Origin of the sequence: Saliphagus infecundisoli (assembly GCF_020177375.1) — an archaeon.
Taxonomy (GTDB): domain Archaea; phylum Halobacteriota; class Halobacteria; order Halobacteriales; family Natrialbaceae; genus Saliphagus; species Saliphagus infecundisoli.
The window spans coordinates 1-21,016 of the sequence record NZ_JAIWHV010000019.1 but is presented as its reverse complement, the minus strand read 5'-3'; the positions used below and the strand labels follow the sequence as shown (position 1 = coordinate 21,016).

General features: G+C 55.6%; 22 protein-coding genes and 1 pseudogene. 11 read left to right on the top strand and 12 right to left on the bottom strand.

Annotation, left to right across the window (positions count from 1 at the left end):
- Positions 1 to 178 precede the first annotated feature (178 nt).
- A complete protein-coding gene (gene lrp, locus LCF40_RS16815; protein WP_224829364.1) occupies positions 179 to 640 on the top strand; it encodes an HTH-type transcriptional regulator Lrp in 462 nt (153 codons plus the stop codon).
- A 1-nt stretch (position 641) separates the two neighbouring features.
- On the opposite strand, the gene LCF40_RS16810 is transcribed toward lrp, so the two are convergent.
- On the bottom strand, positions 642 to 920 hold the full coding sequence (locus tag LCF40_RS16810; RefSeq protein WP_224829363.1) for a transglutaminase-like cysteine peptidase: 279 nt from the start codon (positions 918 to 920) through the stop codon (positions 642 to 644).
- A 348-nt stretch (positions 921 to 1,268) separates the two neighbouring features.
- Between LCF40_RS16810 and LCF40_RS16805 the strand changes: the two genes are divergently transcribed.
- From LCF40_RS16805 to LCF40_RS16785, 5 genes are all read left to right on the top strand, one after another.
- The gene (locus tag LCF40_RS16805) at positions 1,269 to 2,612 is read left to right on the top strand and encodes a S8 family peptidase (protein WP_224829362.1); all 1,344 of its coding nucleotides are present in this window, start codon (positions 1,269 to 1,271) and stop codon (positions 2,610 to 2,612) included.
- Between the two features lie 260 nt (positions 2,613 to 2,872).
- Complete coding sequence (locus tag LCF40_RS16800; protein ID WP_114579203.1) at positions 2,873 to 3,166, top strand: helix-turn-helix transcriptional regulator; 294 nt, start codon at positions 2,873 to 2,875, stop codon at positions 3,164 to 3,166.
- A gap of 346 nt (positions 3,167 to 3,512) precedes the next feature.
- Entirely contained in the window at positions 3,513 to 4,043 is a 531-nt protein-coding gene (locus LCF40_RS16795; protein WP_114579202.1) for an Rrf2 family transcriptional regulator, read from the top strand.
- A 162-nt stretch (positions 4,044 to 4,205) separates the two neighbouring features.
- Positions 4,206 to 5,087 carry a mechanosensitive ion channel family protein gene (locus tag LCF40_RS16790; protein WP_114579201.1) on the top strand — a complete coding sequence of 294 codons (882 nt, stop codon included), beginning with the start codon at positions 4,206 to 4,208 and terminating at the stop codon, positions 5,085 to 5,087.
- A 226-nt stretch (positions 5,088 to 5,313) separates the two neighbouring features.
- On the top strand, positions 5,314 to 6,369 hold the full coding sequence (locus LCF40_RS16785; protein ID WP_224829361.1) for a mechanosensitive ion channel family protein: 1,056 nt from the start codon (positions 5,314 to 5,316) through the stop codon (positions 6,367 to 6,369).
- Between the two features lie 130 nt (positions 6,370 to 6,499).
- On the opposite strand, the gene LCF40_RS16780 is transcribed toward LCF40_RS16785, so the two are convergent.
- From LCF40_RS16780 to LCF40_RS16765, 4 genes are all read right to left on the bottom strand, one after another.
- On the bottom strand, positions 6,500 to 6,643 hold the full coding sequence (locus LCF40_RS16780) for a hypothetical protein (protein ID WP_157972521.1): 144 nt from the start codon (positions 6,641 to 6,643) through the stop codon (positions 6,500 to 6,502).
- A gap of 147 nt (positions 6,644 to 6,790) precedes the next feature.
- The gene (locus tag LCF40_RS16775; protein ID WP_114579200.1) at positions 6,791 to 7,066 is read right to left on the bottom strand and encodes a DUF3006 domain-containing protein; all 276 of its coding nucleotides are present in this window, start codon (positions 7,064 to 7,066) and stop codon (positions 6,791 to 6,793) included.
- Positions 7,066 to 8,223, bottom strand: a complete 1,158-nt coding sequence (locus LCF40_RS16770; RefSeq protein WP_224829360.1) for a ComEC/Rec2 family competence protein — start codon at positions 8,221 to 8,223, stop codon at positions 7,066 to 7,068. The genes LCF40_RS16775 and LCF40_RS16770 overlap by 1 nt, the downstream gene beginning before the upstream one ends.
- Before the next feature lie 70 nt (positions 8,224 to 8,293).
- Positions 8,294 to 9,352 carry a YhjD/YihY/BrkB family envelope integrity protein gene (locus tag LCF40_RS16765; protein WP_224829359.1) on the bottom strand — a complete coding sequence of 353 codons (1,059 nt, stop codon included), beginning with the start codon at positions 9,350 to 9,352 and terminating at the stop codon, positions 8,294 to 8,296.
- Between the two features lie 125 nt (positions 9,353 to 9,477).
- On the opposite strand from LCF40_RS16765, the gene LCF40_RS16760 reads away from it, so the two are divergent.
- Positions 9,478 to 10,179 carry a DUF2270 domain-containing protein gene (locus tag LCF40_RS16760; protein ID WP_224829358.1) on the top strand — a complete coding sequence of 234 codons (702 nt, stop codon included), beginning with the start codon at positions 9,478 to 9,480 and terminating at the stop codon, positions 10,177 to 10,179.
- A 111-nt stretch (positions 10,180 to 10,290) separates the two neighbouring features.
- Here LCF40_RS16760 and LCF40_RS16755 read toward each other — a convergent pair whose 3' ends face one another.
- The 4 genes from LCF40_RS16755 to LCF40_RS16740 form a co-directional block, all read right to left on the bottom strand.
- On the bottom strand, positions 10,291 to 10,977 hold the full coding sequence (locus tag LCF40_RS16755) for a bacterio-opsin activator domain-containing protein (RefSeq protein ID WP_224829357.1): 687 nt from the start codon (positions 10,975 to 10,977) through the stop codon (positions 10,291 to 10,293).
- 122 nt (positions 10,978 to 11,099) lie between these two features.
- Positions 11,100 to 11,360, bottom strand: a complete 261-nt coding sequence (locus tag LCF40_RS16750; protein ID WP_157972520.1) for a HalOD1 output domain-containing protein — start codon at positions 11,358 to 11,360, stop codon at positions 11,100 to 11,102.
- Positions 11,361 to 11,712: 352 nt separating this feature from the next.
- On the bottom strand, positions 11,713 to 11,814 hold the full coding sequence (locus LCF40_RS23550; RefSeq protein ID WP_198668029.1) for a hypothetical protein: 102 nt from the start codon (positions 11,812 to 11,814) through the stop codon (positions 11,713 to 11,715).
- A gap of 57 nt (positions 11,815 to 11,871) precedes the next feature.
- Positions 11,872 to 12,834 (bottom strand): transcription initiation factor IIB, encoded by a 963-nt coding sequence (locus tag LCF40_RS16740; RefSeq protein ID WP_224829356.1) that lies wholly within the window; start codon positions 12,832 to 12,834, stop codon positions 11,872 to 11,874.
- A gap of 79 nt (positions 12,835 to 12,913) precedes the next feature.
- On the opposite strand from LCF40_RS16740, the gene LCF40_RS16735 reads away from it, so the two are divergent.
- From LCF40_RS16735 to LCF40_RS16725, 3 genes and pseudogenes are all read left to right on the top strand, one after another.
- The gene (locus LCF40_RS16735; protein ID WP_224829355.1) at positions 12,914 to 13,240 is read left to right on the top strand and encodes a hypothetical protein; all 327 of its coding nucleotides are present in this window, start codon (positions 12,914 to 12,916) and stop codon (positions 13,238 to 13,240) included.
- A 56-nt stretch (positions 13,241 to 13,296) separates the two neighbouring features.
- Positions 13,297 to 13,776, top strand: a pseudogene (locus LCF40_RS16730) (MATE family efflux transporter); the annotation flags it as partial.
- Positions 13,777 to 13,832: 56 nt separating this feature from the next.
- Positions 13,833 to 14,291 carry a universal stress protein gene (locus tag LCF40_RS16725; protein ID WP_224829354.1) on the top strand — a complete coding sequence of 153 codons (459 nt, stop codon included), beginning with the start codon at positions 13,833 to 13,835 and terminating at the stop codon, positions 14,289 to 14,291.
- 109 nt (positions 14,292 to 14,400) lie between these two features.
- Here LCF40_RS16725 and gdhB read toward each other — a convergent pair whose 3' ends face one another.
- The 3 genes from gdhB to LCF40_RS16710 all read right to left on the bottom strand — a co-directional run bounded on the left by gdhB (position 14,401) and on the right by LCF40_RS16710 (position 18,799).
- Complete coding sequence (gene gdhB / locus LCF40_RS16720; RefSeq protein WP_224829353.1) at positions 14,401 to 15,687, bottom strand: glutamate dehydrogenase GdhB; 1,287 nt, start codon at positions 15,685 to 15,687, stop codon at positions 14,401 to 14,403.
- Between the two features lie 2 nt (positions 15,688 to 15,689).
- Entirely contained in the window at positions 15,690 to 15,833 is a 144-nt protein-coding gene (locus tag LCF40_RS16715) for a rubrerythrin-like domain-containing protein (RefSeq protein WP_224829352.1), read from the bottom strand.
- A 119-nt stretch (positions 15,834 to 15,952) separates the two neighbouring features.
- Positions 15,953 to 18,799: a bacterio-opsin activator domain-containing protein gene (locus LCF40_RS16710; RefSeq protein WP_224829351.1), complete on the bottom strand. Its 2,847-nt coding sequence runs from the start codon at positions 18,797 to 18,799 to the stop codon at positions 15,953 to 15,955.
- A gap of 423 nt (positions 18,800 to 19,222) precedes the next feature.
- Between LCF40_RS16710 and LCF40_RS16705 the strand changes: the two genes are divergently transcribed.
- Positions 19,223 to 20,521: an IS4 family transposase gene (locus LCF40_RS16705; RefSeq protein WP_224829350.1), complete on the top strand. Its 1,299-nt coding sequence runs from the start codon at positions 19,223 to 19,225 to the stop codon at positions 20,519 to 20,521.
- Positions 20,522 to 21,016 lie beyond the last annotated feature (495 nt).

The following is a 21,016-nucleotide window of genomic DNA, read 5'->3' as shown; positions in this document are numbered from 1 at the left end:
CCAGTTTCCATTCTCGACTACGGCTCATCTTGAAATGTGATCCCTGGTCCCTGGCTAGCGAGAGTGCTGCCGGCGATCAAGAAGGCTAAGTTTGTCGTTAGTGGCGAACCACCCAGCTACCGCCTAGTCAGGTGTACATTCGTCACAGTATTGTAGGTGGATGGTATTATTGTGGTTGATGACGTACGAAAATCTCGATGCGGAACTTGTGAACGCACTGCTGGACGACGGTCGAGCCAGTCTCCGAAGTCTCGCCGAAGATCTCGACGTTTCAGTGACGACCGTTTCAAATCACCTTTCTGACCTTGAGGACCAAAATATCATCCAGGGGTTCACTCCACGGCTCAATTACGACGCCCTCGGCTTCGATGTCACGGCGGTCATCCAACTCAAAGTCGAGGGTGATGGACTTCCCGAGATCAGCGACCGATTGCGTGAGTTCGAGCAGATGACCAACGTCTACGAGGTGACCGGCGACTACGACGTGATCGCGATCGGGCGGTTCCGGGACACGGACGAAATGAACGACCAGATCAAGGCCTTGCTCGCCGATTCCGATATCAACGAGTCCAACACCAGCGTTGTTCTTAACGCCGTCACTGAAAACGAGCAGTTCGAACTGACTGTTGAGGGCTACTGAACTATCGAGCCCTCACGGACTTGAGAGGTCCGAGAGACACAGTTCGTTGGATACGGGATTCGCTATCGGCGTCAGGATCAAACTCTTCGGCCGAGACACTGAACACGTAGTCGGATGTAACGCCAGTGAATTGGGTGTCGTCGGTTTTGACGAAAAGTACAGTTTGCCCGTCCCCTTCGGGGGTCTGGACTACTGTTCCCGTTCGTGAAACTGTGTTCCCTGACCGCGTCGATTCGTATGCAATCTCGACCTCATCACCAGATTCAAACTCGTCGTTCATATACAGATTTTAGATACGAGGGTTTTATTGCTTTTTGTTCGATTACCCATCACTGATATTAGAAAAACTATCTATCGATTCTACGTGACTACGTACTATATACGTACTGTAGGCCGTCCAAACGCGCTGATCGATTCGAAGGAGTTAGGAATCTTTCTGAGGAATCAACTGTCGATACCGACATTTTAGCCATTTGTGGATTAATACCATCACTTATTACTTACCACTACTAGTGTATGCTATATCGATTCTTCTTTGTGCGGACATCTTGATAGTTCAGATTAGACTCTCTAAAACCTGACCATCCCTAATTCTTATTAATCATATCCACAGAGAAGATGTGCAGCTATGTCAGAGCACACATCCACACGGAGACGAGTATTACAGGGAATCGCAGCCTCCGGTCTCACGATCGGTTTCATTGGTACGGGAAGCGCGGAGTCGGGAACCACCTATGTTGTCACCGGTGGTTCGCGGCGAAAGCTCAAGAAGGCCGGTTTTTCGGTGACCCGCGAACTCGCGGGGGGTTCCGTAGCGATCGTTTCGGGACCTGCCGACGCCGAGAGCGACCTCAAATCCGTCGGGGGCGTTAGCGGCGTCACTGAGAACTTCGAAGTCGAACTTGCTAACCCGGTCACTGAGGACCACACGACCAAACAAGCATCGTTCACTGAACTCCAGTGGGACAAGGAAATCACCGACACCTTCGAGGCTCACCACTACGCGACTGGCGATGATACGAGAATCGTCATCGCCGATACCGGTGTCGACGGTACTCATCCGGACCTCGCAGGCAACTTCAACGAAGGGCTGAGTCGCTCGTTCATCAATGGCGGCGAGGAGGCCCCCCACATGGGGCCGGCCGGCGGAGATCACGCGACACACGTCGCGGGAACCGCGGCAGCGACCGGCGACGTCGGGATCACTGGCACCGCCCCCGATGCCGAAATCGTTTCGGTGCGGGTGCTCGGCCCTGACAGCAGTTCGTTCGCCGACGTCCTCGCCGGCGCAGATTATGCCGCGGAGATCGGCGCCGATGCAGCGAATTTCAGTCTCGGCGCAGGACCGTACCCATCACAGGCCAACAGTGACGGCCTTCGCGTCGCGGTCCAGAAGGTCATGCAGGACGTCGCCCGGCGTGGAACAGTCCTGACGGTCTCGGCGGGCAACAACGAGACGAACCTCCAACAGGGACAGTCCTGTCGGGAGATCACGAACGACGATGGCGAAGTAGTCGATATGGTCTGTGACAACTGGCACTACGTCCCGGGGACCGTCCAGGGTGTGATGACTATCTCTGCGACCACGCCGAACGATGAACTCGCGTTCTACTCGAACTACGGCACGAACGCGATTGAGGTTGGCGCGCCAGGCGGCGGCTACGAAACCCTGGCAAAGACAGTTGATCCCACCGCCGATGTCGAGTGGCCCTACCCGACGAACCTCGTCTACTCGAGCATTCCTGGAGCGAGCTACGGCTGGAAGGCCGGTACGTCAATGGCGGCCCCGCAGGTCGCCGGCCTTGTCGGACTCGTTCGAGAGCTTAAGCCCGGTCTGAAAGTCAATCAGGTCGAGAACATCATCGCCCACGGGGCAGACCTCGTCCAGGGCCGGAGCAGTCCCGAGTTCGGTGCTGGTCGGATCAACGTTCTCGATACGGTCGAACGTGTCGGCGGTTCCGGTGGGGACTAATAGAATCAGGACCAACGACTACTGGGACTGTTGATCGAAGGCATCATTGACACTCAGTCCGGCGTGAACGCTGAGATTTTCTCACCGTATTGGGGAAATTAGGGTTCGTAGTCCACGATCTGGTCTTGCAGGGCGAACATGTCCTCGATCGAGTTGGACAGGTGAACCACTGGTTGGGCTATCAATCGTTATGTATTCCGTCACGCAGAGATCGAAACTGACTTGCAGTGATATGGGAAAGGAACACTATACTGACCCAAATGCTAGAATTAACGCAGGAGTTAAAGGATTCACCTCCGAGTTCGAAACTTGTTTATATAGCGCTCAAAGATAAAGGTGAATTAACACAAAACGAACTTACTGACGAGACGCGCCTTTCGAAGCGCACGGTTCGCGATGCATTACAGCGACTCGAATCCAGAGGTCTGGTCGAGGAAGACATCTACATTCGAGATGCACGACAGAATCTCTATCTAATCCCGGAATCCGATCGTAATACGTGTGAACCCGACCGGGCCGGGAGTGGTGATGCGACCCGATCGGAATCACATTAGCAGGTCGCACAACCTGATGGGAACATTCTGGAAGGGAAACCAGGTCGTGCATGTGGGTCTTACACATGCGGAATTATCTAACTAAGAGAGGGAGTTTCAATGGTGGGTGATTGTGAGTGATTCAGATGCCAGGTTCGACCGAAGAGCAGGTGAATCTTCCCTGTCTGGTTAGATGTGGCATGGCTGGCAACGCAGTCCTGATTAGGAGATGGGATCCTGCGGACGGTGCACTTTCTTCAACTGTCTCCGAGGAATGCAGAGTTGGATCTGAGTGAGGTACCGTTTCTCCTCATGTAGGGACAAAAGACCCGGTAATTTTATCAGCATCTATAGTGGGGCTTCTCATATGTCCTCGATCGAGCTTACATCGAGTCAGAAGAAGATCCTGCGTACGCTGACGAACCTTCACAGAGAATCCGAAGACACAATCAAAGGCGAGAAGATCGCCGAGGAGGTCAACCGGAATCCCGGCACGATCCGCAACCAGATGCAGAGTCTGAAAGCGCTCCAGCTCGTCGAGGGCGTCCCCGGACCGAAAGGCGGCTACAAGCCGACGGCAACGGCCTACGAGGCTCTCGAGATCCAGCAGATGAACGACCCCGAGTCGGTCCCACTCAAACACGAGGACGAAGACGTCGAAAACGTCATTGTCGAGGAGATCGACCTCTCGAGCGTCCACCACCCCGATCTCTGTCGCGCAGAAGTCCATATTCAGGGCTCGATTACCGATTTTCATGAGGACGACGGCGTTACCGTTGGTCCGACGCCGCTCTCGAAGCTCACAATCGAGGGTCACGTTGATGGGATCGACGAGACGGACAACATCCTCGTGCTCCAAATCGACGATATGGTTGCACCGGCTGAAGACCCTGACTAAACCGACTTTTTCCTCCTTCATTCATCCTATAGGATCGCTTATAGAGGCTGAAGTCTTGATGTGCTCATTATCAACATTGTCACCCCGGGGACCAAACAGATGAAGCACACTTCTAAACTTCATAGAATTTAAATAAACGCCTTACATCCCCACCAAATAGGTATGTTACCGCTTCAGCAGGGAGTGTCCATCAATCCCGAACAGTATATTTCACCGCTTGTGAGCGCGGTCACGACGGTCGTATTATTTGTCGTCGCGTTCGCTCTCATTTATTGGATCGGGAAATCGTTCATGTCCCAAACGGTTGAACGCGGACTCGAACACCGTGATTTCGATCAAACGCTTATCGACCTCGCTGTGAGTACGACCGGGGTAGTGGTCGCTGTTGTAGCGGTCGCATTAGCCGCGACTGTCGCTGGATTCGGTGTCGTTCTGGCCGCGTTTGCAACGTTAGCGGGTGCCCTCGCACTCGCGATTGGCTTTGCGGCACAAGACCTCATCGAGAACTTCGTCGCTGGCGTATTTATTATTCAGGATAAGCCGTTCACAACTGGTGATTGGATTGAGTGGGACGGGAACTCGGGTGTGGTTCGAGAGGTCCAACTTCGAGTAACGAAACTCGATACGTTCGACAACCAGCTTGTTACAGTACCCAATAGCGACCTTGCGGATGCGGCATTGATTAACAACGAGGCAAACGATGAACGCCGTATCTCGGTCGACTTCGGCATCGGCTATGACGACGATATCAAACAAGCCCGCAAAGCAATTATCGACGAAGCGAAGCGTATGGATGGGGTGCTGACCGACCCCGTACCAACGGCTCCCGTGACCGAACTGGGCGACTCGGCGGTCGTACTCCAAGGGCGGATCTGGATCGACACCGACGAGAGTAGTTATGGTCCCGTTCGCGCTCGCTTTATCGAAGCAGTCAAAGAGCGTTTCGACGAAGAGGGCCTCGACATGCCGTATCCCAACACCGAACTCACTGGAGATATTACCGTCTCAAACACCAGTACAATCGAGACGACTGCTGATGACTGACAAAGGGATTTTCGGTTTGTGAGTTAGCTGTCGAAAGTTCGTCATTCCAAGCGTTCGGTCAAAGACTCTCTTTATGTCGATATAGTCGTGCGTATTCCAGAACGAATAGTGACGAGAGAAGAATGTATATAATAACTTTTTGGCATAGTCTTTACTATCGTCGATATGGATGTTCCATTTGCACCCACGACAGGTTAACCTAACAAGTGGGTGTTACGGAGAAGATATGATACCACTGCCAACACCAATCGCGTTTGTAAGTCGTACCGTGTTGCAAATCCAAGTCCCGGATTATCTTCAGGACACTGTGGCGGATATCGTCGGATTCATCCCGGCGATTGTCGGTGCACTCCTCATCCTGCTGATCGGGTGGATACTCGGGCGCATCCTGGGGGGAATCGTCACTCGAGTTCTTGAAGGAATTGGGCTTTCGAGCTATACACGTAATACGCCGGTGGATCGAGACGGTGGAATCGCGAGCGCAATAGGCACATTGATCGCGTATATCGTGTATTTCTACGCTGCACTCGCGGCGGCGGACGTGCTGGGCATTTCGATGTTATCGGAATTGTTCTCGGAGATCGGGGCGTTTCTACCGCTCATCTTTTCGGCAGCGATCGTCCTTGTCATCGGATTTATCATTGGACGGACCGTTGGTGATCTCGTCGCACAGATCGTCGATGGGTTCGGGTTCTCGACGTACGCACGGGGAACTCCCCTCGAAAATATCACTCGCTCCGCCGGTGGGATTGGTAACGCGATCGGGAGTCTCGTCGAGTACTTCATTTATTTCCTCACGGCACTTGCCGTGGCGGACATCGTCCAGATTCCTGCGTTGTCGGAGTTACTGAATGATTTTGCAGCCTTCATTCCGGCACTGATTGGAGGCATCCTCGTCCTGATCGTGGGTGTCTTCCTCGCTAACCGTCTCGAGGAGATCGTAGCGAATACGGATCGGAGCCGCCTGACGTCGCTGGCTGGACTCGGAGTGAAGTTATTCGTCTACTACATTACCATCACGATCGCTCTCGACACAGTCGGGTTTGCGACGGGCGTCCTCACAACGTTCTTCACCGCAGCAGTTACAGCGTTCTTCGGTGCACTGGGTGTAGCGCTTGCCCTCGGCATTGGGATCGGAGTCGGCTGGGGAAGCAAAGACTACGTCGCCGAGAACATTGATCGATGGGTCGCAAACGCACGGGGAAGTGTCTCGGAGCTCAACAACGAACCGGACACTGGGCCGAACGATGAGTTTGACTCATCTGGACCTACTGATGACTGACAAAACGCGAGGACCGAAGAAAGATCGATAGCAAACACGGTCTCTCAATTTCTCAGACGTCCTTGAGTCGCACTGCTACACCCTCTCTCGTAGCGACCGGAAGAATGCTGTTGGGAAGATTTGAGTCGGACTACAGTCCGATGTTGCTGCCACCCATATCGCCCAGATCGAGCTGTGACATCAGCTGTTGTCGTTTTTCTTCGGGCATGTTCTCGATCAGGGTCTGTAGGTCGTCGACGTTGACCTCTTGGGGATCGGGTAGATTGGAACTCATTGATTGAACCTCCACTCTCGCGAGACGACAACAAGGAACTTAATCATTATTGCTTTATCATGCAAGCCCCATCCAATTGTCACCCCACTTCATTTCAGGGATAGAGAGATACCTGCTCGACGGCCGTAGCCGCACAAAATTGTGCACTCATTCTCGATCAGAGAAGTCCGAGGAGAGACGATCGAATCGGTCTTGGGCGGATTCTCGCCGCGATTGGGTCACATCAGGCAGATATTCTGCGGTCTGAAGGGAACCCTCTTCTACTGAAATTTCTAGAACGGCTCCTTCCTGTTGGCCATCCTCTGGAAGTCGCTCGATATTGACATCCAATTGCTCGACAGTCTCGCCGTCTTCTTCCAGTAGCAGCACTGCTATCTGTCCATCTTCGATGCGATCCAGGGTGGCGGTGTATGTCTCACTCATTAGGGTGTTACTGGTGGTGCATCCATATGAATCGGGGGTGCGATCTGCTCTTGGGATTCTTCAGCTGGTTTCTCCTCGAGGAGATCCTCGGCGTCAGTCGAAAACTCGTGTTCGGTCTCGAGCGTGTAGTCTGCTCCATCGCTCGTGAGAACGATCGTTCCATGAACGCCGGTCCAATACGTCTCGATCTCTCGGGCAGCGTACTCCTCAAGAACCGACTCAGAGGGATGGCCGTACTGGGAGTCGTAGGCGCTCGAAATGATGGCTACGTCCGGGTTGACCTGATCCATGAACGGCTGCGTTGAGGACGTAGATGAGCCGTGGTGGCCTGCTTGATACACATCTGATTCGAGTGCGGCCCCATACTCGTCGGTCATCCGTTCTTCGGCGTCAGCCTCCGCATCACCAGTAGTGAGATATGAGAACTCCCCGAACTCGATTGTGAGTGAGATGCTGTTGTACTGTTTGTCCGATCCCGAGTCGCCTGCTGGTGGATTCAAGACGTCGACAGTCGCGTCCCCGAACGCAAAACTATCGCCCTCGTCGACAGTCAGTAACTCGACGTCGTGTGCCTCGATGGCATCGAGATAGCGCTCGTACGTTTGGCTCGTCGCAGTTACACCCGAATCATAGACGGCGCCGATCCCCTCTCGTTCGGTTTCGTAGTGTTCGATGATCGCGTCGTGGCCGCCGATATGATCGGCGTCCGCATGGGTCGAGACGAGATGATCGATTCGCTCTACGTTCTGCTCCTCGAGATACGCAATGACGTCTTCGCCCCCTTGTCGCCAGTCACCGGAATCGATGAGCATCGTCTCCCCTGAGGGTTCGATGATCAGTGTTGCATCGGCTTGTCCCACGTCGATATGATGAATTTCGAGTTCACCATCGACTTCGTCCGAAGGAGCGGTTTCGTTCTCTGAAGAGGATGTTTCATTCTCTGATGGTGGCGTCTGATTGGAGGATTCGTTGTCGTCAGACTCAGCAGGAGTGGAAGTCGTGGTTGTCTCCTCCGTCTCGTTTGTTTCGTTAGAGTCAGGAGGAGTATCGGTGTCTCCCTCATCAGTCTGGGTTGTCGCATTCTGGCCGGCGCTATCCGCACAGCCAGCGAACAGTAACAACACCGCAACAAACACAACGATGACGACCTGCCTCATGGGCGCTGATAGGATGGACACCCACATGGGAGTTTGGAAAGGAGTGGGTTGATCGTCTGAAACGGCTCGTTCACGTCTCCTCTGACTGTTGAATTGACCTCTCCGAGTGCCACCTAAGTCGTACCTCATGCGTTGTCTCTTCCTCGCCGTCTCGAACGCCTTCTGTAACGGAAATCGACTCTCGAGGCGTCGCCCGGGGTCCGACCATTGTTTCGTCCGGTTGTCCGATCTCCCCAGAGTGGCCGGTAAGATCGGTCTGGAGCTGCTGGAGATACGCTGCGAGTTCGTCGCGACTCATCTCTGAATCCAGTAACGTCGGCTCAACGGGAGTGCGAACGATATCGCTTGCCCGGTCGATGACGACAGCGTTCACGACCGCGCCCAGGAGGAGGACAACGCCGCTGAAATATAACCACGTGACCAACAAGAGGATGCTCGCGATCAGATTACTCGAATCGCCACTCAGGGAGACATACACCTGAAACAGCACCTGGAGGACTGCCCAGCCGATGGCTCCGACAAGCGTCCCCGGAAGCACGTCCCGTGGCTCGACGTCGATATCCGGAAACAGATAGTACATCGGGAAGAACGCCACAATGAGACCAACGACGAGCAAAAGTGGGACGACGGCTCCAATGAACGGGATGAACGAAAACAGCGCAACAACGCTGGTTGCCGCAACCATCGCAACGATCCCAAGGGTCAGTGTCAGTAGCATCAACAGCCCCTTTTTGATCTGACCGGTGAACGAGTCGTGAGCAACCGTCTCGTAAATCTCTGAGAACGCGGTATCGATGCCCCGAAACACTTTGAGAGCACCCCAGACGAGTGTGAGGACTCCGATAATGGAGGCAGTGATAGTCGATCCAGCACCGGCGCCCGACTGCTGTTCGATCATCACCTCGATGACGCCACCAACCGATGGAGAAACACTGTCGGTCGTGACCTCGATCACGTCTTGTTGAAGGTCGGGAGCACCGAACGAGACGACGAGAAGCACGAACATGATCAACGGGACGAGTGAGACGAACGCGCTGTAGGCGATGCTCCCCGCGAGGAACGTGACGTTTTTCTCGCTGAACACGCTCTTGACTAGCTTCGCTTGCGAGATGGCCGACTGGCGATCCATACGGCTGGTCTCGTGGTTTGGACAATAAATCGGTGGGCTGAATACGTCGTTATCAGCCCAATATGATAAATTTTATATAAATAATTCCCCCGTATGGTTTTATCACTGATCGGCGGAGTATCTGTATGGCAGGCTCATCCCTTCCAGAGGACGAACCGACTGATGAAGTGGGCGGGGCGGTCGATGATATGGCGACGCTTGGCGCCTTGTTGGGCGATACGTACCGTGGTGAACTCGATCGGGAGACGACCTGGCGCTCACGACTTGATCAGACGACGACCTGGAGTGTCACTGTGATGGCGGCGATTCTGACGTGGGCGTTCTCCAGTGGAGACAACCCTCACTACATTATCTTGATCGGTGTCCTCGCGGTCGGGACATTCCTCTCCATCGAAGCGAGGCGCTATCGCGACTACGACGTCTATCGTGCTCGAGTTCGGTTGATACAGGGGAACCTGCTCGCGAACACGCTCAACCCCGAAACAGGGGTTGAACACGAGAACTGGCGGGCCAAACTCAGTGAGGACTACCAGCGGCCGACGTTGAAAGTGACGACGTTCGAGGCGCTCTCGAACCGACTGCGTCGGATCTATCTCCCCTTGCTGACGGTCCTCGTCCTCGCCTGGGTGTTCCGGATCACGGCGTTCGTCCCTGCAGAGGAGTGGCTTACGACGGCATCGATCGCTGCCGTCCCTGGATGGATAATCGTTGGGATGCTCGCAGTGTGTTACTCCGGAGCAGTCGCTATCGCCTACTGGCCGCGGGATCGTGAGGCGATGGGCGAGTTTCGGGAGGGCGAGACTGGCGAGTGGAAGACGAACGAGTGAGAGGAGATCGCTGTTCTTCTGGCACTCTTCATAGTTGTCACTGGGGTATGGCCATCCAGTAGCGTCTAACCGCCTCCCACCACTCTAGGAGTGGCCACAGTATCGGTTCCATCATGAGATTTTGCATTCGTTACCAGTGGGGGAGGTCTCACCTCCCTCTGTGCATACCGCATTCTCGGCAAGTCCCTTGATCGCACGACGAAGTCGTTCAGACACTGCTTGATGAGAGATATTGAGCTTCTCGGCGAGCTGTTCCTGCGGGATTTGTCGAGGAATATCAAAATAGCCGTGCTCGACTGCCATCCTGAGAACCTCGAACTGCTCTTCAGTGAGACCAAATCGTGCTTGCTGTATATTGCTCATGTCATAAATACGAGTAACATCAAACTGGAGGCCATTGTTCTCGGCATGCTCGTAGGCTGCTGAGATGTGGTTCCTCTCTGGAAAGAACACGCGAAGGTGCCATCGATCGTCAAATGCTGTCGCCTGTTGGACGGTCCCACCTTGTTCGACAACCATATTTCCGACGAGTTGGGCCTCATCAGTCCATTCCATTCGGTAGAATCGCTGGTCCTCGAGCGACATAAGGTGGTCAACCTCTGTTACCGTCGGATCATCCTCTAGAACACTTGTCAGTGCCTCAAAATCACCATTAGAGGCCCAAACGAACGGCATGAGATGGTCCGTATCATGCGCGACAACCCGATCAATCTGGAACACCATCTCGGGAAGTTCCAAAAGGGTCCTGCTGAGTGCGAATTCCTCGGATGGAATGGTAAACTCAACTATTGTCGCCATATCCGTCTAGTTATTTCTACTGGTAAAAGAAGTTAACTCGAGGCTAGTGATTTACTACGTAATAAATTAGAACTCGTATTGAGATAATCCCACCTTCGTTCGGTATTTACAAGCCCAATTAGTTACTTCTCTCTCACGATTACTGTCGAATCAGTGAGTTGAACCGAGTATCCGTATGCTGTGAACGAAATGGTGACCGTCCCGGTATCTGTAACGAGGGAATCAAGTGATTGCGGATCAACGTATTCATAGAGTGGGGAGACCTCCGTAACGACTGTGTTGTCTATGGCGGCGATCGTATAGGCAACTGCGACACTTGGTGGTGTTTCCGACCAGTCAAATTCCTGTCTGGCTACCTGATTCTGGGTGCAGGAGGAACTCATAGCGCATTAACCACATCTTCGTACAAATCTCTTTTGCTTGAGTGAATAATTCTTCGCTCCGGTGGTAATTTCTCATTGCGTTTTCTGATATTCACTATGAACGAGAGGATCCTTTGACTCATTATACATCCCACTCGCCGTCAGATCATTAGTGCCCTCCGTGATTACGAGGCACCGATCGAGGGTACTCTAATCGATTCAGATCTTGATTTCGAAATTATCGACGAAGAAATGGCTCAACGCCGACTAATCACGATAATTCATATTCACCTTCCGAAGGGCGTCGTCGGCCGTCGCGGTCGCCTTGTAGCTGGCTTTAGTCCTGAAACATCCTCGATCAACTGAAGGAGTTTCAGGCTCTGCATCTGGTTGCGGATCTACCGGGATGGTGGTTAACCTGCTTGACGATGTCCTGGCTTCTAACCGCGTCTTCGAGCTTGTTATAAAGATCCACCAACTCGCAGAGCGATTTTTGGCTTGTCGTCGGAACAATTGATGACAGAGAGTCTCCTCACGAAGACAGCAGTTCCATTGTTTCGATCTGTTCCTGGTAGCGATTACGAATCGTGACTTCAGTGACGCGGGCAACGTCTGCAACTTCTTTCTGCGTTTTCTTCTCGTTGCAGAGTAACGACGCTGCATAGATCGCGGCAGCTGCAAACCCCGTTGGTGACTTCCCTGAGAGCAATCCCTTCTCGGCCGTGGTCTCGATGATCTCCTTGGCTTTCGCCTGGACGTCTTCGCTGGCCTCCAACTCCGAGCAGAATCGCGGGACGTACTCCACCGGATCAACTGGCCTCATCTCCAGAGAGAGTTCGTTAGCGATGTACCGATAGGTTCTCGCGATCTCTTTTTGTTCGACTCGGGAAACGTCGGTGATTTCCTCGAGACTCCGCGGGATACCCTCTCGGCGACATGCTGCATACAGTGAGCTCGTTGCGACGCCCTCGATCGACCGGCCCCGGATGAGATCTTCCGAGAGCGCTCGTCGATAGATGACACTCGCCACTTCGCGAACCGATTGAGGAACCCCAAGAGCGCTCGCCATTCGATCAGTTTCAGTAAGTGCGAACTGAAGATTCCGCTCACCAGCGTCTTTGGTTCGAATGCGTTCTTGCCATTTGCGAAGCCGGCCCATCCGCTGACGTTTGTCCGACGAGAGCGATCGTCCATAGGCGTCTTTATTCTTCCAGTCGATGGTCGTCGTCAAACCCTTGTCGTGCATCGTCTGGGTGGTCGGTGCCCCAACCCTGGATTTCTCGTTCCGTTCGGTCGCGTTGAACGCTCGCCACTCTGGTCCATGGTCAATATTCTTCTCATCAACAACTAATCCACACTCTTCGCAGACGATCTCACCCTGATCGCTACTCATGATGAGGGCGGTCGAGCCACACTCGTCACAGGTTTGTTCGTCCTGTTTTTCGGCCTGCGTCGAGTCTTTCTTCGTTTCACGTTGGCGGACAGGTCGTTCCATGTTACCAAGGATACCATTCTGAAGAACCTTAAGATCTCCTTTCGAGTAGATACTATTATCATTATATTATCAGAGCTTGATGGCGTACGTCTGCTGTGGCAAGTACAGGCATCACGCTCTCGCCGCTGGCGCTCAAACCACAGGTGTGGATGATCCTCCGTCTAACACTGCGGATGACGACGAGCCGCGGATCCTGATGGAGTGGTCGTTGTGGGACGATCGAGCCGACGAACAGACCGGCCGCCGTATCAGCGCGGTCCCGCACGATGGTCAAAAGGGAGCGTGGAAGGCGATACTCGAAGTCCAACCCCATGCCGAGTTCTGGGTCGAACGAGCCACGATCGGGTATGGGGAGTCACCGGATAATTTCGACGTCGTCAACCCAGAAGAGAAGATCGTGGGATAACCGATGAGAGAGGGACAGGTACAGGTTCTCATCAGTTTCGGAGTCCTCGAGGAGGCGGTCAGCATCTCGGCGCCAACAAAGAAGCGGTCGCAGAGTCCTACGGCAGGGACATCATTCGGTTTGCGGTCGCGACATACCTCGTCTCAGCCCTGATCGTCGCTGCTCTCGCACCCGAGATCGTCGGCTTATTTGCTGACGACCCGACCAGTCCCGAGGTCCCGATCGCGGTCAGTCTCGTCTACGCGGCCTGCGTCGCGGTTATCTTTCAGGGTGTTGCGGGCGCGGCGGCTGGTCCCCTTGATGCAAGCGGTGACACGCGAGTTCCGTTCGTCAGCCAGTTCATTGGGATGTTCGGTGGCTCGATCCCCCTTGCCTATCTCGGCGCGACGACCGACCTGGGCTACTGGGGGCTCTACCTCGCGTTCCTCGCAGAGACGACCGTTCCCGCGGCCATCAACTACCTCCGGTTTCGGACCGGCAAGTGGAAGGCGATCAGCGAGAGCTACCGGCCCGAGACAGCCCCTGCTGACGATTAACAGCTTTCGGCCCGAACCGCCCCAACCTTCTAATGATCCTCTGCTCATCAATCGGTATGGACCGACCGCTCGTGGTCACCGATTCGAGTGATAGCGTCATCGACGTCATCGAGGAAGCCGGAGAGCTCGCAGAACTCTCGGGAGCTCCTCTTACCGTTCTGACCGTCGTTACTGAAGAAGAGTACCAAAACGATGCCGAGGTGCTGGGCGCCATCGCGGACATGGAGGGCTCCTCGTACAGCGTCGAGCCGGCGACGTACGCCCAGGAGGTCGCCGAGACCGCCATCAGCGACCTGCTCACCGATCGGGACGTCGAGACCGAGGCTGTCGGCCGGTACGTCGACGACGATGGCGACCGTGCCGACGCGATCATCGAGGTTGCCGAGGAGCGCGACTGTGACTACGTTTTCCTCCTGGGACGCCGGCGCAGCCCGGCAGGGAAGGCAATCTTTGGCGACACTGCCCAGGCGGTCATCCTCAATTTCGACGGCTACGTCGTCACCACAGCCCGATAACAGATTTTAGGACCCTCACTCACACGCCGATCACAATAGGTCAACCGAGCGAGGACCGTACGTCAAGTCGAACCAGAAATTGATCGTCTGAAGGCTGAGGTCCACTCTGTTATGGCCAGAGACCTCGAACTTCGTGGGCTTCCCCGACTCGCGAGAGCGCGACGATGTAGGCCGCGTCCCGCCAGGTGACCTCTCGATCCTCGAACTCAGCCCGAACAGCCTGCCAGGCCGAGCGCATCTCCGCCTCGAGTTCGTCGTTGACCCGTTGTAAGGACCACGCTCGCCGGTTGATGTCCTGAAGCCACTCGAAGTAGCTCACTGTGACCCCGCCCGCGTTCGCTAAGATGTCGGGGATCACCTGAATGCCCCGGTCGGCGAGGATCGCGTCCCCCGTTGAGGTCGTCGGGCCGTTCGCGCCCTCAACGACGATATCTGCGGCGACCGCGTCTGCGTTGTCCTCCGTGATGACGTTTCCGAGTGCTGCAGGGATGAGCACGTCGACGTCCAGGGTGAGCAACTCTTCGTTCGTGATCACGTCGTCGGCGTGATCGGTGACGGCCTCGGGCTCCTCGTCATGAGAGGGGACCGCGCGGGTGTCGATCCCGTCGGGGTCGTACATTGCACCATTGACGTCGCTTATCGCGACGATCGTGGCACCCCACTCATCGAGCAGGCGGGCAGCATTTGATCCGACGCTGCCGTAGCCTTGGACCGCGACGGACGTCTCCTCGAGGGGACGATTGAAGTGTTCACAAACTAACTGTGTGATGATGGCAACACTTCGGCCGGGTGCCTCCTCGCGGCCTTCGCTGCCGCCGATCACTGGGGGCTTGCCGGTGACGACGCCCGCGATGGTTTCGCCTTCCTGCATCGAGTAGGCATCCATCAGCCATGCCATCGTCTGGGGATCGGTGCCCATGTCGGGGGCGGGGATGTCGATGGTCGGACCGATGACGTTTCGTAATTCCTCGGCGAACCGCCGGGTGAGACGTTCCTTCTCGTCGCTGCTAAGTTGCTTGGGATCAACGGCGATGCCGCCTTTGGCTCCGCCAAAAGGGAGATCCATCACCGCACATTTCCAGGTCATCCACATCCCGAGACCAACGCACTCATCCCGGCTCACGTCGGGATGGTACCTGAGCCCGCCCTTGTAGGGCCCGCGGACACTGTCGTGGTGGGCCCGATAACCGGTAAACATCTCGACGGTCCCATCATCGCGCTCGATGGGGACCCTCACTTCATGGACCTTCGTCGGATGTTTCAGGCGCTCGACGATATTCGGGTCGATCTCGAGGTGACCAGCGGCGTGTTGAAGCTGCCGACGAGCCGTTTCGACGGCTGGCTCAGGCTCGCTTGAGTCCGCAGACGTCTCGGGAAGGCTGGATGGGGAAGCCATCGTTACTCAATAGGGGTCCATCGATTGCGCATCGAGCCGCCACAGTCCGGACAGGTGCCGGGATTGTCCTCTGCGACGATGATGGTGCCACACTCGAAACACTCGTAAGGGCTTTCGTCGTCGGAGTTGATTTCGACGTCTCTCATTATGATCAGGCCACCGGTCTGTGACCGGGGCTCGTAAAATAATACTAAGTGTATAAGGGTATATCTGATCAATGATAATCGAACCACCAATACAGTCAAGGTTGATTATCGAACCCCTACTAAGCTGTGGCAACTGGTGGCGATCCATCATCGAACAATGCTGTAAACAATTTCTTCTGGACGGTCCGGATATGGTTGTAGAACGCAGTTGGTGAGATGTCGAGGGCTGCTGCGACGTCCTGACCTGTACTCTCGCGGGGCGACTCGAAAAAGCCGCTGTAGTACGCTGTCTGGACGACCTCAAGTTGGCGGTTGGTTAATTCGCTAAGAGCACCGGTAGAGGAGTTGTCCTCCGGCGTTCGGTCTACTGTCCGCTTGGCGCGTAACTTCACGTCGTTGAACGCCTCTTGAATGAGCCTGGTGATCGCCCGAGTGTCGACCGTCTCAGGCACATTGATCACGATCGTCGTTTCAGACGGCTCTGCAGTGGCTTCCCGGAATACGGCACCGTGATCTGCCAGATCCAGGGCAATGAACGGGGCTGCGAGCTCCAACCGAAGGATTCCTTCTCCGTTGTCGGCGCTAATCTGCTGGACGGTCTCGACCCCGACGAGGTCGACTGCCGCCTCCGTGACGGCGTCGACGTCCTCAACGGCGACGAACACGTAACTCCCCTCCGCAGTCTGCTGAATCCCGCCTCGATAGGAGAGCCGACAGTCAGCATTGTGAGCGATCCGAGAAAGGACGAACCCTGGATCATTGACGGTGAACTCGAGACGGGTCATCGATGCCGTGAGCAGGGCATTCTTGCGTTCAATTGCGCTGATCGCGGCGGCGATGGTTTCCCCGAGTTCGACCAGCACGTCTCGGGTCGTGCCATCGAACGCATTCCGACTGTCAGCGTAGACCGTCAGCATACCGTGGGTGAGGTCGTTGTAGGCCAGTGGGAGGCTTAGTACCGACAGGTAGTCCCGAGCGAGGGCGTCCGACCGCCATGGCTCCTCACGAAGCCCTTTGGCGACGTTTTCGACCGTTGTCATCGTCCCGGTTGCTGCGGTCCGACTCGCGGGCTCGGTCTCCGAGGACTCGGCGGGAAACGACCGGCTGTCGAGATACCCCTGTTCATTACCAGCCCAGGTTTGGGGTTCGAGATTGTCGCCATCTGGATCAACCGTCCCGATCCAGGCGAACGAGAAGCGGTCGTCGGCGGTCAGAAGTTCGGGGACCGCGTGGTTGATCTCCGAGCGTGTCTCGGCCTGGACGATCGCCTGGTCGATCTCTCGGATCGTCTCGTTGACTCGATTCAGATCGGTGAGCTGGTCATTCCGGCGCTTCAGGGTTCGATCTTGTTCTCGAAGACGAGATTCTCGATTGACTCGATCGAGGGCTGCCTCCGCTGTCGCGGCGAGGAGGTCTGCAAGCTCTCGGCGCACCTCATCAAAGACACCGACCTCCGGGGAGCCAGCGACGAAAACGCCGTGGTCGCCGAGAGGGATATAACACGCGCTTCGGAGGTCCGTTGCTGGGTTCTCGAGTCGGTCGTCGTCGTGGACGTCCGCAAGAAACAGTACCTCGTTGGCGACGAAGCTGTGGCTCGGAAGCGTCTCGCCGTCGGCGTGGACCGTCGGGAGGGGCCCGTTGAGTTCCTCCATCGCCGCCGACTGGGCCGCCGGACGGAGGTCGTTGGCGTCGGCGTCGAAGAGGTAGACGGCGCTCGTCTCGAGATCGAGCACGCCCGGCGTGTCGTCCACGACGTGGCCGGCGATCTCGGCGTGAGTCCCCGCGTAGAGGAAGTCTCGGGCGGTTCCCTGGAGGGTCGCCAGGGCCTCCTCGCGTTGCTTTCGCTTCGTGACGTCCCGACAGCTATAGAGAAGGGTCCCGCCCTGGATCGAGACTTCTCGGATGTTGACCAATAGGGTGTGTTCTCGACCTGCTTTGTCGGTCGCCGTACACTCAATGTTTTTGAGGACGCCTTGTTTAGCGAGTTTCTGCCGGTCGAAGAGGTCCCCTCCGAGCAAGTCCTCAATCGTTCCTTGCTCACGGATCTCCTTTGCAGTGTACCCGAAAATAAAGTGGACGTTCGGGCAAACGTAGGTAAACTCGCCGTTCTCGTCGGTAATGAGGACGGTGTCAGTCATATTGTTCAACGTGACCCGGTGGAGTTCCTCCGAGCGCCGGAGGTCACGTTCGAGGCCGACCCGGTCGGTGATATCGACGCCCTCGACGACGATTGAGACGATTTCGTTGCGTTCGTTCTCAACAGTGCGTACCGAGAGCTCGACGACACGGGGATCCTCGAGACGAGACGGTTGAGAAACGACCGCACTAGCGAATCCACCCTCACGGGCGTTTTCGACCAGTGATTCGATATCGTCTCCAGATTTCTGCCAACAAGAAAGCGTCGAAAAGAGTTTTCCGACGACGTTCACAGCGTCGGCTTCGACCATCCCGCGGGCCGTTCGGTTGAGACGGGCCACACTGCCATCAGGGTCTAAAACCCACGTCGCCGTTCGTGTGTCGTGAAAGACGGCGTCGAACTGCTTTGCACGCTCGCGGCGGGTCGTCGCTCGCCGGGCCGAACGGACGGCACGTTCGGTCCGCTCGAAGAGTTCCTCAACTCCGTAAGCCGAGCCACCGATCGGGACGTAGTCGGTCGCACCAGCACTGACTGCCTCGCTGGCGACGGCCTCATCTCCATCTGCAGTACAGATGATGATCGGAAGTGTCATCGTTTCGGCTCGAATTACTGAGAGTAGATCAGTCCCGCTTGTCCCCTCAAGGACGTACTCGGTGACGAGACAGTCAAGTGGCTCTTCAAGAGCCTTGTGGACTTCCTGAGCTGTGTTAACTTTCATTATGGATGCTTCGGTCTGTGTCCGAAGTTTCTCTTCGAACGTTTCTACCCATTCAGTCGTGCCAGCCAACAAGACACGGGAAGAGTTTAGAACGGAATCAATAGGTACCATAGGTGGTTCATAATTGAATACTCATTCATATAAATTTGTCGTCATCAAATAATCGATGCAATTTGCTCTAAGGACTTTGCGACACGTCCAACTCATCGTCGTCGGAATGCTGAGCACGCTAATCAGATTGAATGCGTCGCTCATCGCCCGCTATTGGCGAGAACGTGCGGGTCTGACGGAGAGAACTGCGGAAAGCGCTGCAATTGTAGGCTTGTGTACCTGTGGATGCTGTGGCCCCTCGTCGCCAAAATCGCGGCACTGGCACGAAGCCATCCATTGCCGCGCCGCTGTACTGGGTGTTTGTCGATTCCGCGTCTCAATCAGTACCCTGTTTATCATCCATCCGTGTTCGGTTAAGCCGAGAAACCGAGAGACTGCGCTCTGTTGACGAAGTTATCGTTGTAGACCGCGTGGGGAGAGGTTGTGCTAACGAAACTCTCCCCAGACCTCATTCGACGGCGGCTGACTTCCCTCTTTCCAGCAGCGCTTATCGAAGACATCGCGCGCGAGCGCGATGTCGTCGAACGCACCCGGAAGATCGACATCACGATGCTCGTCTGGACGCTTATCATGGGCTTCGCCGTCGACGGCGAAGCCCGTACTATCGCCGGGTTTCAGCGTGCCTACTCCGCAGCGACTAACCAGACTGTTGCTCGCTCCAGCTTCTACGATCGGTTCACACCAGCACTTGCTGCATTGATGAGCGACCTCCTCGAGCATGCTCTCGAGGAGGTCGCGGTTCCTCACACGATTGCTCCACGGTTCGAGTTGTTTCGTGAGGTGCTGATCGCCGATGCAACCGTTTTCCGGTTGCATCGGCTCCTCAGCGAGTTTCCAGCGACTCACTCGGATCAGTCCGGCGCAAAGCTTCACCTCGTCCATAATGCCACTACTCAGAGCCTCGAACAATTCCAGCTCACCGACGAACGCACCCAGGAGAGCAGCCAGCTCCACACAGGGAGCTGGCTGCGAGGCCGGTTGTTGCTGTTCGATCTCGGGTTCTACAGTTTCCGCCGGTTCGCGTTGATCGAGGAAAACGGCGGGTTCTTTCTGACGCGGCTGAAATCGAACGCGAACCCGTTAATCGTCGGAGAGCGGCGGAAATGGCGCGGGCGCGCCATTTCCTTGCCAGGCCGTCGCCTTCAGGACGTTCTGGGCGACCTCACACGAGAGCTCATCGACGTGACTGTGGAGATCACGTTCAAGCGACGGCCGTACGCTGGGAAACAGTCAACCGACACGATGGAGTTCCGCGTCGTCGGTGTCCGCAACGAGGACACCGACGACTACCATCTGTACGTCACGAACTTGCCCGATGAGTTCACTCCGAGACAGGTTGCGGCGCTGTATGGGTTGCGGTGGGAGGTGGAGTTGCTGTTCCGAGAGTTAAAATCGCTATACGGGCTGGAGAAGTTCCAGACAAGCGATCCAGCAATCGTGGAACTGCTGGTTGTGGCGGCTCTGCTGACGCTTGTGGTCAGCAGAGCCTTACTCGGTGTGTTTCAGGAGCTGTTCCCTGAGACGATATTCCCCCGGGAACGCTGGGCGAAGACCTTCCGGTCTCTCGCCCAGCTCATCCTTGAAGATTTGAGCCAGTCGTTCGGGCATCCACCGCCGAACCTGTCGGAGTTGATGTTTCGTGATGCTCGTCAACCAGAGAAATCACGCCTCTTACTCAGCGAACGAGTGGCTGAAGCCTTCACAAGGCGATCCAATGCTTAACCGAACACCAATGGTTTATCATCGGAAGTGTCGTTCTGTTCGCAGAGAGCCTGATCTATTCTATCGAATCCGCACAGCAGACAGGACCGTCAGCGTCAATCGCCCCAGCCGATTGACTCCAGCGACAACTGAATCCCCTCTTCAGCGGACAACGAGCATCTGTGAACTATCCTCTGGCATCCGTCCCGGAACAGCGACGAGCGGTGAATCAGGTCGTCACGAGTGGAAACCTATACGCCTGTCCCACACAGGGGTTCGTATATGGCGAATTCCAGTCCGTCCACGTTTATGTTGGGCATCGTGCTCGGAATCGTACTCGTCGTCATCCCTTCTAGTTTAACGACCCGAACCACCGCCATCTGATGATTACATATCGCTGGTGCTACCAGTTTGAGGAACCCGGTGGAGAGTATGACTTACACCCCACCGGATTCCGTAGTTGTTGACCGGATTCAAAGAGCGTTTCCCTCCGATAAGTTGCGCGAGCGTGCTCGC

Coding starts and splice junctions, on each gene's coding strand:
- lrp (WP_224829364.1), top strand. CDS start 179: ATGACGTACGAAAATCTCGATGCGGAACTTGTGAACGCACTGCTGGAC.
- LCF40_RS16810 (WP_224829363.1), bottom strand. CDS start 920: ATGAACGACGAGTTTGAATCTGGTGATGAGGTCGAGATTGCATACGAA.
- LCF40_RS16805 (WP_224829362.1), top strand. CDS start 1,269: ATGTCAGAGCACACATCCACACGGAGACGAGTATTACAGGGAATCGCA.
- LCF40_RS16800 (WP_114579203.1), top strand. CDS start 2,873: ATGCTAGAATTAACGCAGGAGTTAAAGGATTCACCTCCGAGTTCGAAA.
- LCF40_RS16795 (WP_114579202.1), top strand. CDS start 3,513: ATGTCCTCGATCGAGCTTACATCGAGTCAGAAGAAGATCCTGCGTACG.
- LCF40_RS16790 (WP_114579201.1), top strand. CDS start 4,206: ATGTTACCGCTTCAGCAGGGAGTGTCCATCAATCCCGAACAGTATATT.
- LCF40_RS16785 (WP_224829361.1), top strand. CDS start 5,314: ATGATACCACTGCCAACACCAATCGCGTTTGTAAGTCGTACCGTGTTG.
- LCF40_RS16780 (WP_157972521.1), bottom strand. CDS start 6,643: ATGAGTTCCAATCTACCCGATCCCCAAGAGGTCAACGTCGACGACCTA.
- LCF40_RS16775 (WP_114579200.1), bottom strand. CDS start 7,066: ATGAGTGAGACATACACCGCCACCCTGGATCGCATCGAAGATGGACAG.
- LCF40_RS16770 (WP_224829360.1), bottom strand. CDS start 8,223: ATGAGGCAGGTCGTCATCGTTGTGTTTGTTGCGGTGTTGTTACTGTTC.
- LCF40_RS16765 (WP_224829359.1), bottom strand. CDS start 9,352: ATGGATCGCCAGTCGGCCATCTCGCAAGCGAAGCTAGTCAAGAGCGTG.
- LCF40_RS16760 (WP_224829358.1), top strand. CDS start 9,478: ATGGCAGGCTCATCCCTTCCAGAGGACGAACCGACTGATGAAGTGGGC.
- LCF40_RS16755 (WP_224829357.1), bottom strand. CDS start 10,977: ATGGCGACAATAGTTGAGTTTACCATTCCATCCGAGGAATTCGCACTC.
- LCF40_RS16750 (WP_157972520.1), bottom strand. CDS start 11,360: ATGAGTTCCTCCTGCACCCAGAATCAGGTAGCCAGACAGGAATTTGAC.
- LCF40_RS16740 (WP_224829356.1), bottom strand. CDS start 12,834: ATGGAACGACCTGTCCGCCAACGTGAAACGAAGAAAGACTCGACGCAG.
- LCF40_RS16735 (WP_224829355.1), top strand. CDS start 12,914: ATGGCGTACGTCTGCTGTGGCAAGTACAGGCATCACGCTCTCGCCGCT.
- LCF40_RS16725 (WP_224829354.1), top strand. CDS start 13,833: ATGGACCGACCGCTCGTGGTCACCGATTCGAGTGATAGCGTCATCGAC.
- gdhB (WP_224829353.1), bottom strand. CDS start 15,687: ATGGCTTCCCCATCCAGCCTTCCCGAGACGTCTGCGGACTCAAGCGAG.
- LCF40_RS16715 (WP_224829352.1), bottom strand. CDS start 15,833: ATGAGAGACGTCGAAATCAACTCCGACGACGAAAGCCCTTACGAGTGT.
- LCF40_RS16710 (WP_224829351.1), bottom strand. CDS start 18,799: ATGGTACCTATTGATTCCGTTCTAAACTCTTCCCGTGTCTTGTTGGCT.